Source organism: Pseudarthrobacter leeuwenhoeki, from assembly GCF_055412885.1.
This window is the reverse complement of sequence record NZ_JBVAYY010000006.1, coordinates 118,927-132,679: the sequence shown is the minus strand read 5'-3', so window position 1 is coordinate 132,679 and position 13,753 is coordinate 118,927. Positions and strand designations below refer to the sequence as shown.

Genomic DNA, 13,753 nt, shown 5'->3' with positions numbered 1-13,753 from the left:
CGGTGACTTGTACTTCTTGAAGAATTAGATCGCTCGCTTCCTAAGCCGGCGCCGCTCGCGCTCGGAGAGGCCACCCCAGATGCCAAAACGCTCGTCGTTGGACAAGGCGTATTCCAGGCACTGCGAGCGGACGTTGCACGCACCGCAGACCTTCTTGGCGTCGCGGGTCGAGCCACCCTTCTCGGGGAAGAATGCCTCCGGGTCGGTCTGCGCGCAGAGCGCGTCCGTCTGCCAGCCCAGCTCGCCTTCGTCGTCGAAGTCCTGCTGGGAGGGCAATCCGATCCATACCGGCTGCGTGGTGGTGCCCGCGTGGAGGGTCTGGAGTTCCATCGGCGGATCGTGAAGATCGTTGTCCTGGTCCGGACCGGACAGAAGTTCGTCGTGCGCCGCGAGGAAGGCGGTCGCCTGGTCCTGCAGCGTGTCTTTGGTATGTTCGTTGAAGCGGTCTGCCGCGTCCGGATCGGCCGGATCGACATACCAGTCGCTCGGCACCCCGCGTGACCGGTATTTAGCCGTGGCCTGCCCAGCAACGACGGCCTCTTCATGGATACGCTCTGCTAGCCCCATTGGCGTTCCTCTCTGATTTGCAGCCTTTGCCTAACCTGGGACACTCGGTTGAGTGCCGGTTTCCGCTCATCGGCTTTCGAATACCTAATTACACGTGTGTAAGTACCCTCAGTCAAGCCACGGGGGCGATACTAATCAACGCGAGGCCCAAAAGCGGGGCACGCCACGCCCGGGATTTTTGGGCGACACCCCGGAGAATGCGCGGATTTTCTCAGCGCACTGAGTACTTAGGAGAAATTTTGCTGAATTTACGGGGAACTTCCCGGTATAGGGCGGGATACCTGTTTTTGGACGCCCGAATACCTATGCCGCAGATCACACTACTGGCCGCCGTGGCAGGATGACTCCATGAGTATCCCGGCAATCGAACTGATGACAGCCCTGCGTTCCGGCCATTCCACCTCCCCCCGGCTGACCTGGTACGGTCCCGGGTCCGAGCGGGTCGAGCTCTCCGGACGGGTGCTGGACAACTGGGTGGCGAAGACCAGCAACCTCCTGCAGGACGAGCTCGACGCCGAACCGGGGACGAGGCTGCGGCTGGATCTTCCGGCCCATTGGAAGTCCGTGATCCTCGCCCTCGCCGCCTGGCAGCTCGGCATGGAGGTCGTGTGCGACGATGCGGAGGCCGAACTGCTGGCCACCGCCGACCCGGGACCCGGGGCGGCGCAGGGGGCGTTCGACTCCGTCCTGGCAGTGGCACTGCCGGCACTGGCAATGCGGTGGCAGGGCGAGCTGCCCACCGGCGTTGTGGACTACGCCGCCGAGGTGCGCTCCCACGGGGACGTCTTTATGCCGCACGTGGATCCGGAAGCGTCGCGGCGGGCCATAGCGGCCGCCGCGGGGACGGAACACACCCACACTGACCTGCTGGCGGGCTTCGCGGCCGCGCACGACGACGGCGTCCGGCTGCTGGTGACCGCCGGTGACGGCCTGGAGGCCGCACTGGCCCAGTGCCTGGGTGCCTGGAAGAGGGACGGTTCGGTGGTGCTGGTGCACCCCGGAGTCTCGGTCACGGAGAAGCTGCTCGCGGACGAGCGCATCAACGGCAGCTGAACGCCCCCCGGCATCGTGGGGTGCGGAGCCTGCCGGCTCTACCTAGGCCGGCGGGCCCGGCAGCTCCGGGCCCTTGACGGCGCGGCTGTTCCCGACGGCGGGGCTGGGGTGCGGGTGCCGTTCGATGATTTCGTGGTCGTGCGAGAACTCCGGCTCTTCGTCGAGTTCCTTGTTGAAGACCAGGAATCGGTAGGCGAAGAAGCGCACCACGGTGGCCACCAGGATGCCAACAACGCCGGCAGCGAACAGCGTGTTCTTGTCCGTGACGCCGAAGCCGTACTTGGCCAGGGCGGTGAGGCCGGTGGAAATGCCAATGCCGATGCCGTTGATCAGGATGAACATCCCGAACTCCCGGAGCACATTGTCCTGGCGGCGGTGGCGGAAGGTCCAGAAGCGGTTCGCGATCCAGGAGAAAACCGTTGCGATGCTGGCGCCGACAAAGCGGGCCTTGGCCTCGCTGTCGGTCATCGGGCCGTGCATCAGGTAATACGTGAGGCCGTTGTCAATGATGAACGCGACACCGCCCACCGCACCGAATTTGGCCACTTCGCGCCAGAAGAGTGAGGCGAGCCCGCGCAAGCGCTCGCTGAGTGTAGTAATCATGACCCTCCGTGGCCTTTTTGAACTGTCGGCCATTGGGCCAACGGCCCATTTTAGCGCCGATTGCCCGCGGCCCGCCCCGGAGGCCGGTCCGCCGGGCGCAACTGCGCACCCCGGACGCCGTCCGGACGCCGGTCAAAATGTCCGGGACTGCCCTCGACAACTGAGCCAAAAAAGGGCCCGCGGCCGCCCGGAACCCGCACCGGGAGGTCCAAAAGCCGGGATATGGCGAGGTTTTCGGTAGGCTGGGACTTGTGACTTTTCCTGTGATCGGTGTGGTTGGCGGCGGCCAGCTCGCCCGAATGATGGCCCCTGCGGCCACCGCCCTGGGCTTCGAGCTCCGCGTCCTTGCCGAAGGTAAGGACGTCTCAGCCGTCTCAGCCGTGGCCAATGCCCCGGTCGGTGACTACACCGACCTGGACCATCTCCTCGAGTTCTCCCGCGGCCTGGACGTGCTGACGTTCGACCACGAGCACGTCCCCACCGAACACCTCCGTTCCCTGCAGCGGGCCGGCGTGAACGTCCATCCCGGACCGGACGCGCTGGTCAACGCCCAGGACAAGCTCGTGATGCGGGCGGCCATCGACAGACTGGAACTGCCCAATCCGCGCTGGGCCGCGGTCGACGACGTCGCCGGGCTGGTCGCGTTCGGCGAGGACATCGGCTGGCCGGTCGTCCTGAAGACCCCGCGCGGCGGCTACGACGGCAAGGGCGTGCGGATCGTGGACTCCGCGGCGGATGCCGCGGACACCGCGGCCTGGTTCGAGGCGATGTCACCGCTGCTCGCGGAGGCGAAGGTGGAATTCAGCCGCGAACTCTCCGCCCTGGTGGCACGGACACCGGACGGTGAGGCGCGGGCCTGGCCCGTGGTGCACACGGTCCAGGTCGACGGCGTCTGCGACGAAGTCATCGCCCCGGCGCTGGACATCCCGCTCGAGGTCGCGGCCGCGGCCGAAAATGCCGCCCTCCGGATCGCCAGCGAACTCGGCGTCACCGGCGTGATGGCCGTCGAGCTGTTCGAAACCCCCGGACACGGAGCGGGTTTCCTGATCAACGAGCTCGCCATGCGCCCGCACAACACCGGCCACTGGACCCAGGACGGCTCGGTGACCAGCCAGTTCGAACAGCACCTCCGTGCCATCCTCAACCTGCCGCTTGGCGCCACGGACCTGCTGGGACCCGTCGTCGTGATGAAGAACTTCCTGGGCGGCGAGAACCTGAATTTGTTCTCCGCCTATCCCGCAGCCCTTGCCAGCGAACCCGCCGCGAAGGTCCACTGCTACGGCAAGGCCGTCCGGCCCGGCCGCAAGATCGGCCATGTCAACCTCGTCGGCGGCTCTGTGGCCGACGTCGAGTCGGTGCGCAAACGCGCCGCCACGGTCGCCAACATCATCCGGAACGGAAGGGCCCAGTCCCGCACCGCAGCGGGAGCACCCGAGGAGAACGCATGAGCAGCAGCAGCACAGTCCCGTCCACGGACGCCCGGCTCCCGGCAGCCGCGGACGGCGGTGCCCCGATCGTCGGGCTCGTCATGGGCTCGGACTCCGACTGGCCCGTGATGGAGGCTGCTGCCGAGGCCCTCGCCGAATTTGGCATCCCCTTTGAGGCCGATGTTGTCTCCGCACACCGGATGCCGCTGGAAATGATCCGGTATGGCCAGAGCGCCCATGAGCGCGGGCTGCGTGTCCTCATCGCCGGCGCCGGCGGCGCCGCCCACCTGCCGGGCATGCTCGCCTCGGTCACGCCGCTGCCGGTCATCGGAGTCCCGGTGCCGCTCAAGACCCTCGACGGCATGGACTCCCTGCTCTCCATCGTCCAGATGCCCGCCGGGGTTCCGGTCGCGACAGTATCCATCGGCGGGGCACGGAACGCCGGTCTGCTGGCGGTGCGCATGCTGGCCTCCGGAACGGATCCGCTGGCCGCCCAGCTCCGCGCCGAACTGGTCACCTTCGCCCAGGAGCTCAATGACGCCGCCACCCGGAAGGGCGCAAACCTGCGGCGCAAGGTGAGCGAAGTCTTCGCGGACGCTAACGTCGTTGCCCGGGGCAGCCGTTAAGGATCGCCAGATGACCAAGAGTTTTGCCCCGTCCAGCCAGACTGCGCCACGGAACCGGACGGCCGCTCCGTCCCGCACGGATCCTGTCCGGTATCCCTCGGGAGCAGCCGCGCCGGTCCTGACCAAGCGTGCCTTCCTGCTGGTCCTGATGACACTGCTGGTGCCCGGCAGTGCCCAGATTGTTGCCGGCAACCGGAGGCTGGGGCGGAAGGCACTGAGAGTCACCCTCACCGTCTGGCTGCTGGCCATCCTCGCAGCGGTGCTCCTCCTGGCATCCCGGCCAACGCTGATCAACCTGATCACCAACCCGCTGACGTCACTGCTGCTGGTCATCGGCCTGGTCGCGCTGGCGATCGGCTGGGCAGCGCTCTTCCTCAACACCCTCCGGCTGATCCGTCCCGCGCTGCTGGCGCCCGGTGTGCGCCCCGCCGTCGTGGGCGCCCTGGTGCTGGCCATGATCCTCAGCAGCGGGTCGCTGGGCTACGCCGCCTACCTGCTCAACGTCAGCCGCGGCGCCATCGGCGACATCTTCTCCAACGGACCGGCGATGGAGCCCTCGGAGGGCCGGTACAACTTCCTGATGATGGGCGGCGACGCCGGCGCGGACCGCACCGGCCGCCGTCCGGACAGCCTCTCGGTGATCAGCGTGGACGCAGAGACCGGCCAGACCGCCATCATTTCGGTGCCCCGCAACCTCCAGAACGCGCAGTTCAGCAAAGACTCACCGATGCGCAAGATCTACCCCGACGGCTACGACTGCGGCGATGAATGCCTCATCAACGCCATCAACACCGAGGTCACCAACGAGCACCAGGACCTCTACCCCGGTGTTGCCGACCCGGGCGCGCAGGCCACGATGGAGGCCGTGTCCGGGAGCCTGGGCATCACGGTCCAGGCCTATGTGCTGGTGGACATGGAGGGCTTCGCCAAACTCATTGATGCCATGGGCGGCATCCGGATCAAGGCCGGCGGCTGGGTCCCGATCAGCGGCGCAACCATCGACGAAGCCAATGGAATCCACGGCATGCCGCTGGGCTGGATCCCGGCCGGCGACAACACGCTGGACGGCCATCATGCCCTCTGGTACGGCCGCTCGCGTGAATTCGTGGACGACTACGCCCGGATCGCCCGGCAGCAGTGTGTCCAGCAGGCCATGCTCAAACAGCTGGATCCGGCGACCCTCCTGACCAAGTTCGAGGACATCGCCAGCGCCGGCACCAAAGTGGTCGACTCCAACATCTCCGCCGGCCAGCTCGGCAGCTTTGTGGACCTGGCGATGAAGGCCAAAGGCCAGGAAATGAGCCGGCTGACCATCGGACCGCCCGACTTCAACGCGTCCTTCTCCACAGTCCCGGACTTCGACCAGATCCACCAAAGGGTCCACGCGCTCCTCGGACCCGCTCCCGAGGCAGGTCCCGCCGACGACGGCTTCCGCCAGATGGACGCCGCACCCGGCCCGCTGTCGGCTGCCGGCTCGGTGCCCCGCGCCCTCCCCGGCACCCAGCCCGCGCCGTCGACGTCGGACTTTACCCCGGTGACCACCACGCCGGACGGCGAGCCGATCACCGTCGAGATGCTCAACCAGTTCAAGCGCAACGGCGATGAACAGTCGATCCGCGACCTGGTGGCCACCAACGGCCAGTGCGCGCCGCTGTAGTTCCTTCCGACCAGTCTTTCCCCGCAGCCTTCCGTAACAGATAGGGACACCCGGCAGTGTACGAACTTCAAAATGTCCTTCGGCCCTATGCCTGGGGTTCCACAACAGCCATCGCCGGGCTCCTCGGCAGGGTGGCCTCCGGCCGGCCGGAGGCGGAGCTGTGGATCGGTGCGCACCCGGACTCCCCCTCGGTGGCGCTCAGTCCGGCCGGCGGCGCCGGATCGACGGGCGCCCACGCCGCGGTCGCGGACGACGGCGGACGACGGGCCCTGGATGCGCTGATCGCGGAAGATCCGGAGCACCACCTGGGCAGCGACAGCGTGGCCGAATTCGGCCCCCGGCTACCCTTCCTGCTCAAGGTCCTGGCCGCCGAGAGCCCCCTCTCCCTCCAGGTGCACCCGACTCTCGAGCAGGCCCGGGAAGGGTTTGCCCGTGAGGAGGCCGCCGGTGTCGACCGCGCGGCGGCGGAACGCAATTACAAGGACGCCTTCCACAAGCCGGAGTTGATCCTGGCGCTGACACCGTTCGAGGCGCTGTGCGGCTTCCGGCCGGCACCGGAGGCCCGTGCCGTTTTCCAGGTGCTGGTGGCTGATTTTGAGCTGGCAGGCCTGGAACTGCCGCCGCTCGTTCCGCTGCTGCTGGAGGATCTGGCGCAGCACGATGAGCCCACGGCCCTCCGCTCGGCCTTCGAACGGCTGATCTCCGGCGGCGGGGACGTCGCGGAGGCGACGGCCGCGATTGTGGCGGCGCTGGTCTCCGGTGCCCCGACTGCGCCGTACCAGGCGGAGCTGTCCACCGTCGTCACGCTCCATGGGCAGTACCCGGGCGATCCGGGCGTGCTGATTTCACTGCTGCTCAACCGGATCTCGCTGGCGCCGGGCGAGGCTGTCTATCTGCCGGCCGGCAATATCCACGCCTACCTGCACGGCCTCGGCGTCGAGGTCATGGCCTCCTCGGACAACGTGCTGCGCGGCGGGCTGACCCCGAAGTTCGTGGACGTGCCGGAACTGCTCCGCACCGTCGCCTTCGAGGCCGTCGCCGTGCCGACGCTCAGTCCCGAGACGACGATGCTGGGACAGGAAGTCTTCCGGCCGCCGTTCCGGGAATTCCAGCTGCAGCGCGTCGAGCTCAAGCCCGGCGCGGAGCCCGTCCCGCTGGCGCAGTCGGGGGCCGCCGTCATCCTCGTGGTCTCCGGTTCTGTACTCCTGGACTCTCCCAAGGGTGAACTGCGGCTGGATCGCGGCGCGAGCGCTTTCCTGCCCGCGGCCGAGGCGCCGGTCAATGCCCACGCCGCAGCCGGTGCCACCGGGACCGCCCTGGCCTTCGCCGTCACCACCGCATTGAAAGCCTGAGACCGTGGACCACTTCCTGCAGAGCCCCGCGTGGGCCGGCTTCCAACGTGCCCTGGGGCGGACCGTGCACGAGCGCTCGGGCCCCGGCTGGAGTTTCCTGGCCATCGAGGAAAGCAACCCGGCGGGGAAGCTGCTCTACGCACCCTACGGCCCGGTGGCCGCTTCACTGGCCGCGTTCGACGCCGCCCTGGCGGCACTGACGGAGCTGGCCCGCAGCTGCGGGGCCGTGTTTGTCCGCATCGAACCGGTCGACGCCGGCTTGACGGCCGCCGACGCGGATGCGTTCCTGCGGATGCGCGGCCTCCGCCCCGCCCCGGCCAACCAGCAGCCGGAACTCACCTGGGTCGTGGACCTGGACCGGGATTTCAAGGACGTCCTGGCGGATATGAAGCCGGCGAACCGCAACCTGTACCGGAACATCCACAAGAAGGGCGTGACGTTCCGTTCCAGCCGGGACCCGGAGGAGATCCCGGTCCTGCTGGGATTCCTGCAGCTGACGGCGGCGCGCAGCGGTTTCAAACCGCAGAGCGACGACTATCTCACCCAGGTCGCCCGCTCACTGATGCCGGCAGGTGCCGCGACACTCTTCATCGCCGAGTTCGAGGGTGAGCCGATTGCTGCGGCTCTCGCATACGACTCCGCGGACACCCGCACCTATGCCCACGCCGCGCTGGATGACGCGCACCGGAAGCTCAGCGCCGGGATTCCGCTGCTGGTCACCCTGATGGCCGATGCCAAGGACAAGGGCCTGAAGCAGGTGGATCTCTGGGGTGTGGCCCCCGCGGACCAGCCCGACCACAAATGGGCGGGGTTCACTTCCTTCAAGAAATCCTTCGGCGGGCGCGAGGTCGCGTATCCCGGGACCTGGGACCTGCCGGTGCGGACGGTGCGCTACAACGGATACCAGCTGGCCCGGAAGGGCGCGCAGGCCGCCCGCCGCGTCGTCGTGGCGGCCCGGTCGCTGCCCGTCCGGCTGCGCGGCGCGCTCCGCCGCTAGCCTTCCCCCACCGGACATGTCCCGCGTCAGCCCTGACCGGTGGACATACACCCATCATGTCCACACCCGGGCCCCGGAAATGGACATGTCCCGCGTCAGCCCTGACCGGTGGACATGTCCCCCGTCGGTGATTCAGTCCTGCGCCTCAGCACTGGACATGCCCCGCGGTGGCAGCGCATTCCTGGGTACAGCCACAGGGCATGTCCCGCGTCAGCCCTGACGGATGGGCATAGACCCACCATGTCCACTCCCGGGCCCCAGCACGGGGCATGTCCCCCGGGGCTCCTAGTGTCCGGCGGAGGCTTTCTTCTGCGCCTCGTAGGCGCTGGCGACCATGTCCTCGACAGAGTGCCGCATCTTCCAGTCCAGATCGCGTCCGGCCAGGGAGCCGTCGGCCACAATCCTGTCCGGGTCTCCCTCCCGGCGGGGCCCGATCTCCGGCTCGAAGTCCACACCGGTGACCGTGGCCATCGCCGTCATGATCTGACGGACGGAGAGCCCGTCGCCGGACCCCAGGTTGTAGACGCGTTCCAGCGCCGTGCCGGCGGCGAGTGCCTGGGCGGCAGCGACATGGGAGGTCGCCAGGTCGGCCACATGCACGTAGTCGCGCACGCAGGTGCCGTCGGCGGTGTTGTAGTCGGTGCCGTTGATGCGGGGGGTCTTCCCCGCGGTCAGTGCTCGGAGCACGATCGGGAAGAGGTTGTGCGGGCTCGAGTCGTAGAGTTCGGGTGAGCCGGAGCCGACGACGTTGAAGTAGCGCAGCGAAGTGTGCTTCAGTCCCCGCGCCCTGCCCTGGTCGCGGATCAGCCACTCGCCGATCAGTTTGCTCTCGCCGTAGGGGGATTCCGGCCGGGTCGGGGTGTCTTCCGTGACAATATCCCCGGCGGGGGTGCCATACGTGGCGGCGGAGGAGGAGAAGACCAGCTTGTCGACCTCGGCGAGTTCCATGGCCTTCAGCAATTCTGCCGTGCCGGTGACGTTCTGCTCGTAGGTGAGCAGCGGCTCCTGGACCGAAACGCCGGCGAACTTGAAGCCGGCGAGGTGGATCACGCCGGTCACCCCGTGGTCCAGCATGGTGCGGGCCACCAGTCCCGAGTCGAGGATGTTGCCGTGCACGAACGGAACGTCGTCCGGGACGAACTCGCGGTGCCCGGTGGAGAGCGAATCAACCACCACCGCCTGCATCCCGGCCCCGCGCAAAGCGGAAACCACGTGAGAACCGATATATCCTGCGCCACCTGTTACGAGCCATGTCATGGACCCACCCTACCCAATGCCGTGCCGCCCAACCGCTGGAAACGGCGGATCCCGGGGCGCGGGACGCGCCCCGGGATCCGGAGGTTCAGCCTGCGAAAATGCTAACCCCTGCGGGCGTAGCCTTCCCACTTGCTGGCCTGGTGCTCGCCATCGACAAAGCGGATGGTCCCGGACTTGGAACGCATCACGATGGACTGGGTAAGGACCTTGTCCTTGGAATAACGCACACCCTTGAGCAGATCGCCGTCGGTGATGCCCGTGGCGGCGAAGTAGCAGTTGTCGCTGGAGACGAGGTCGTTGGTCGACAGCACCCGGTCCAGGTCGTGGCCGGCGTCGATGGCCTTCTGCTTCTCGTCATCGCTGGTGGGCCACAGGCGGCCCTGGATCACGCCGCCGAGGGCCTTGATGGCGCAGGCCGTGATGATGCCTTCCGGTGTTCCGCCGATGCCCATCAGGGCGTCCACTCCGGTGCCCGAGCGGGCCGCGGCGATGGCGCCGGCAACGTCGCCGTCCATGATGAACTTCGTCCGGGCACCGGCCTCGCGGATTTCCTCCACGAGCCCCCGGTGCCGGTCGCGGTCCAGGATCATCACGTTGAGCTGGTTGACCTTGACGCCCTTGGCCTTGGCGATGAGGTGCAGGTTCTGCTTGACCGGCAGGCGCAGGTCAACCATGTCGGCGGCTTCCGGTCCGGTCACGAGCTTCTCCATGTAGAAGACCGCGGAGGGGTCGAACATGGAACCGCGCTCGGCAACGGCGAGGACGGCCAGGGCGTTGTTGATGCCCAGGGCAGTCAGCCGCGTCCCGTCGATCGGGTCGACGGCGACGTCGCACTCGGGGCCGGTGCCGTCACCGATGTGCTCTCCGTTGTAGAGCATCGGGGCTTCATCCTTCTCGCCTTCGCCGATGACAACAACACCGTTGAAGTGGACGGTCTGGAGGAAGGAGCGCATGGCGTCGACGGCGGCGCCGTCGGCCTTGTTCTTGTCCCCGTACCCGACCCAGCCGCCGCCGGCGATGGCGGCGGCTTCGGTGACGCGGACCAGTTCCAGAGCAAGGTTGCGGTCCGGCTCGTCGATGCCGACGGCGAGGGACGGCGAAAGCGTGGAGTACTTCTGGGTCATTGGCGCTGGTGTCACGTGAACCTCTTCTTCGAGTGGCGATCATTGAATCCGTACGGACAGGATCGATCCGTCGCGATGATTCTTAGTTTGTGATCTCGTCTGGTACTGATCATAGTCGCGGTGGAAAGCTGCGTCTTGGATTGACCGTTCCGTGAACGGCCTGCCCGGCACCGCCGAATGTGAGATCGGCCCGGAATGGGCGACTATAGAGGGGTGAGTGAATTGCAGGAAACGCCCCCCTCAGCCCCCGCTTCCCCCGCCGGCACTGCCGGACCGGAAGCACCCCGCACCGCCGGCCAGCCGCCCGTCAAGCCTGTGCTGAGCGCCGGAGCGGCGAAGCGCGCAAACGCTTCGGTGATCGGCATGATCGTTGCGCTGGTCCTGAGCATCGCCGCGTTCCTGCCCATCGTCCTGATGAACCCCGCGCCCAAGACTGACGGCTACCGGCCCAACATTGACGTCAGCTCCGTGGCGCGCAACGCCGCCGATGTGGCGGGATTCACACCGTCCGCCCCCTCTGCCGGCGACGCATTCCGTGCAAATTACGCCCGCTGGGAATCCGGGACGGGCAGCGGCGTCCCGACGTGGGAGGTCGGATACCTCACCCCCAGGGAGTCCTTCATCGCCTTGGTCCAGACGCGGCAGTCCAATCCGACCTGGCTGCTGCAGCAGGTGAAGAGCGCGCCCGTGACCGGCACCCGCAGCGCCGGCGGACGGGACTGGGAGCTCCGCGACACCGGCAAGGGCGAGAAAAGCATGGTGCTTGCCAACGCCGCCGGCACCACCGTGATCCTGACCGGATCCGCCCAGCTGGACGAATTCACGGTGCTGGCAGCAGCAGTGGTCAAGGACCTCGAGAGCAACTCCGGCACGGCCGGCACCGCGGCGCCCGGAAACACCTCGGAAGCGACAGTTTCGCCCTCCCCCGCCACTTCACCGTAAGGTAGGCCTGTGGCCACCTATCTCACTCCCGCACTTGCCTGGCGCCGCCTCCGCGAAGGTAACGAGCGTTTCGTCTCCGGCAACTCGTCCCATCCCAACCAGGATGCGTCCCGCCGATCCTCCCTCGTCGAGAACCAGCACCCTTTCGCGGTGATCTTCGGCTGCTCGGATTCCCGGCTCGCCGCTGAAATCATCTTCGACCTGGGACTTGGTGATGCCTTCGTGGTCCGCACCGCAGGACACGTGATCGACGACGCCGTCCTCGGCTCGCTCGAATACAGCGTCAGTGTCCTGGGCGTGCCGCTGATCGTGGTCCTCGGGCACGACAGCTGCGGCGCGGTCACGGCCACCAAGAACGCCATGGAGACCGGGCAGATGCCCGTGGGCTTTATGCGCAGCCTCGTCGAGCGCATCACCCCGTCGGTGCTGACCTCGCTGCGCAACAACCAGAGCGATGTCAACGACATGGTGGTGGAGAACGTCAAGCAGACGTCGCAGCGGCTCGTGGACAGCTCGCGGGTGATTTCTGATGCAGTCGGGGGCGGCCGGGCGGCGGTGATCGGCCTCGCCTACAGCCTGGCCGACGGCAGGGCGGACCTCGTTTCCGGAATCGGCCAGCTCTAGGTTCCAGCGGCTGCCGGGTAGTACGGCCTTCACGGTTTTCGGTGGGACGCCTCCGCCCAATAAGCTAGCCCCATGACTTCCACAGAAGAGTTGAACACCGAAGAGTTCCGCATTGAGCACGACACGATGGGTGAGGTCCGGGTTCCCGTGAACGCCCTGTACCGTGCCCAGACGCAGCGTGCCGTCGAAAACTTCCCGATCTCCGGCAAAACCCTGGAGCGCGCCCACATCGAAGCCCTCGCCCGGGTCAAGAAGGCCGCCGCGCAGGCCAACGCAGAACTGGGAGTGCTCGACGGCGAGCTCGCCCAGGCGATCGCGGACGCTGCCGATGAGGTCGCCGCCGGAAAGTACGACGGCGACTTCCCGATCGACGTTTTCCAGACCGGCTCCGGCACCTCGTCCAACATGAACACCAACGAGGTCCTTGCCGAACTGGCGACCCGCGCACTCAAGGCCGCCGGCAGCGACAAGGTGGTCCACCCGAATGACCACGTCAACGCCTCGCAGTCCTCCAACGACGTTTTTCCCACCTCGGTCCACGTGGCCGCCACGTCGGCGCTGATCAACGACCTGATCCCCGCGCTGGGCTACCTCGCGGAGTCCCTGGAGCGCAAGGCCGTCGAGTTCAAGGACGTCGTGAAGTCCGGCCGAACCCACCTCATGGATGCCACCCCGGTGACGCTGGGCCAGGAGTTCGGCGGCTACGCAGCGCAGGTCCGCTACGGCGTCGAGCGCGTCAACGCCTCCCTTCCCCGCGTCGCTGAAGTTCCGCTCGGCGGCACCGCCGTCGGCACCGGCATCAACACCCCCGCCGGCTTCCCGGAGCGCGTCATCGAGCTGCTCGCCGCCGACACGGGCCTGCCGCTGACCGAGGCCCGCGATCACTTCGAGGCCCAGGCCAACCGTGACGGCCTGATCGAGGCCTCGAGCCAGCTCCGCAACATCGCGATCTCCTTCATGAAGATCAACAACGACCTGCGCTGGATGGGCTCCGGCCCCAACACCGGCCTCGGCGAAATCTCGATCCCGGACCTGCAGCCGGGCTCCTCGATCATGCCCGGCAAAGTCAACCCGGTGATCTGTGAGGCGTCCATCATGGTCTGCGCCCAGGTCATCGGCAACGACACCGCCATCGCCTGGTCCGGCACCAACGGCGCCTTCGAACTCAACGTCGGCATCCCCGTGATGGCCGCCAACCTGCTCGAATCCGTGCGTCTGCTGGCCAACACCAGCCGCGTCATGGCCGACAAGATGATCGACGGCATCACCGCGAACGTCGAGCGTGCCCGCTTCCTGGCCGAGGCTTCCCCGTCGATCGTCACGCCGCTGAATAAATTCATCGGCTACGAGAACGCCGCCAAGATCGCCAAAAAGGCCGTGGCCGAGGGCCTCACCATCCGCGAAACCGTGGTGGCGATGGGCTTCCTGGAACGCGGCGAACTGACCGAGGAGCAGTTGGACACGGCCCTGGACGTCATGTCCATGACCCGTCCGCCGCACAAGGCCTAACCCGGTCCCAGCCGC

13 protein-coding genes are annotated in these 13,753 nt (G+C 67.3%); 9 read left to right on the top strand and 4 right to left on the bottom strand.

Annotation, left to right across the window (positions count from 1 at the left end):
* Positions 1-24 precede the first annotated feature (24 nt).
* Entirely contained in the window at positions 25-567 is a 543-nt protein-coding gene (locus ACZYX4_RS06950) for a WhiB family transcriptional regulator (protein ID WP_463874746.1), read from the bottom strand.
* A 348-nt stretch (positions 568-915) separates the two neighbouring features.
* Here ACZYX4_RS06950 and ACZYX4_RS06945 point away from each other — a divergent pair, with 348 nt between their 5' ends.
* A complete protein-coding gene (locus tag ACZYX4_RS06945; protein WP_463874745.1) occupies positions 916-1,620 on the top strand; it encodes a TIGR03089 family protein in 705 nt (234 codons plus the stop codon).
* Between the two features lie 42 nt (positions 1,621-1,662).
* On the opposite strand, the gene ACZYX4_RS06940 is transcribed toward ACZYX4_RS06945, so the two are convergent.
* Positions 1,663-2,223 carry a GtrA family protein gene (locus ACZYX4_RS06940; protein ID WP_463874744.1) on the bottom strand — a complete coding sequence of 187 codons (561 nt, stop codon included), beginning with the start codon at positions 2,221-2,223 and terminating at the stop codon, positions 1,663-1,665.
* A 299-nt stretch (positions 2,224-2,522) separates the two neighbouring features.
* On the opposite strand from ACZYX4_RS06940, the gene ACZYX4_RS06935 reads away from it, so the two are divergent.
* The 5 genes from ACZYX4_RS06935 (at position 2,523) to ACZYX4_RS06915 (ending at position 8,282) form a co-directional block, all read left to right on the top strand.
* Entirely contained in the window at positions 2,523-3,671 is a 1,149-nt protein-coding gene (locus ACZYX4_RS06935; protein WP_463874827.1) for a 5-(carboxyamino)imidazole ribonucleotide synthase, read from the top strand.
* A gap of 80 nt (positions 3,672-3,751) precedes the next feature.
* Positions 3,752-4,276: a 5-(carboxyamino)imidazole ribonucleotide mutase gene (purE, locus tag ACZYX4_RS06930; protein ID WP_463874826.1), complete on the top strand. Its 525-nt coding sequence runs from the start codon at positions 3,752-3,754 to the stop codon at positions 4,274-4,276.
* Positions 4,277-4,286: 10 nt separating this feature from the next.
* Positions 4,287-5,933: an LCP family protein gene (locus ACZYX4_RS06925; protein WP_463874743.1), complete on the top strand. Its 1,647-nt coding sequence runs from the start codon at positions 4,287-4,289 to the stop codon at positions 5,931-5,933.
* 56 nt (positions 5,934-5,989) lie between these two features.
* Entirely contained in the window at positions 5,990-7,285 is a 1,296-nt protein-coding gene (gene manA / locus ACZYX4_RS06920; protein WP_463874742.1) for a mannose-6-phosphate isomerase, class I, read from the top strand.
* A 4-nt stretch (positions 7,286-7,289) separates the two neighbouring features.
* Positions 7,290-8,282: a lipid II:glycine glycyltransferase FemX gene (locus ACZYX4_RS06915; RefSeq protein ID WP_463874741.1), complete on the top strand. Its 993-nt coding sequence runs from the start codon at positions 7,290-7,292 to the stop codon at positions 8,280-8,282.
* A 285-nt stretch (positions 8,283-8,567) separates the two neighbouring features.
* Here ACZYX4_RS06915 and galE read toward each other — a convergent pair whose 3' ends face one another.
* Positions 8,568-9,539: a UDP-glucose 4-epimerase GalE gene (gene galE, locus ACZYX4_RS06910; RefSeq protein WP_463874740.1), complete on the bottom strand. Its 972-nt coding sequence runs from the start codon at positions 9,537-9,539 to the stop codon at positions 8,568-8,570.
* A 101-nt stretch (positions 9,540-9,640) separates the two neighbouring features.
* A complete protein-coding gene (glpX, locus tag ACZYX4_RS06905; protein ID WP_463874825.1) occupies positions 9,641-10,663 on the bottom strand; it encodes a class II fructose-bisphosphatase in 1,023 nt (340 codons plus the stop codon).
* Between the two features lie 195 nt (positions 10,664-10,858).
* Between glpX and ACZYX4_RS06900 the strand changes: the two genes are divergently transcribed.
* The 3 genes from ACZYX4_RS06900 (at position 10,859) to ACZYX4_RS06890 (ending at position 13,738) form a co-directional block, all read left to right on the top strand.
* Positions 10,859-11,605 (top strand): DUF4245 domain-containing protein, encoded by a 747-nt coding sequence (locus tag ACZYX4_RS06900; protein ID WP_463874739.1) that lies wholly within the window; start codon positions 10,859-10,861, stop codon positions 11,603-11,605.
* Between the two features lie 9 nt (positions 11,606-11,614).
* A complete protein-coding gene (locus ACZYX4_RS06895; RefSeq protein ID WP_463874738.1) occupies positions 11,615-12,229 on the top strand; it encodes a carbonic anhydrase in 615 nt (204 codons plus the stop codon).
* Positions 12,230-12,301: 72 nt separating this feature from the next.
* Positions 12,302-13,738 (top strand): class II fumarate hydratase, encoded by a 1,437-nt coding sequence (locus ACZYX4_RS06890; RefSeq protein ID WP_463874737.1) that lies wholly within the window; start codon positions 12,302-12,304, stop codon positions 13,736-13,738.
* Positions 13,739-13,753 lie beyond the last annotated feature (15 nt).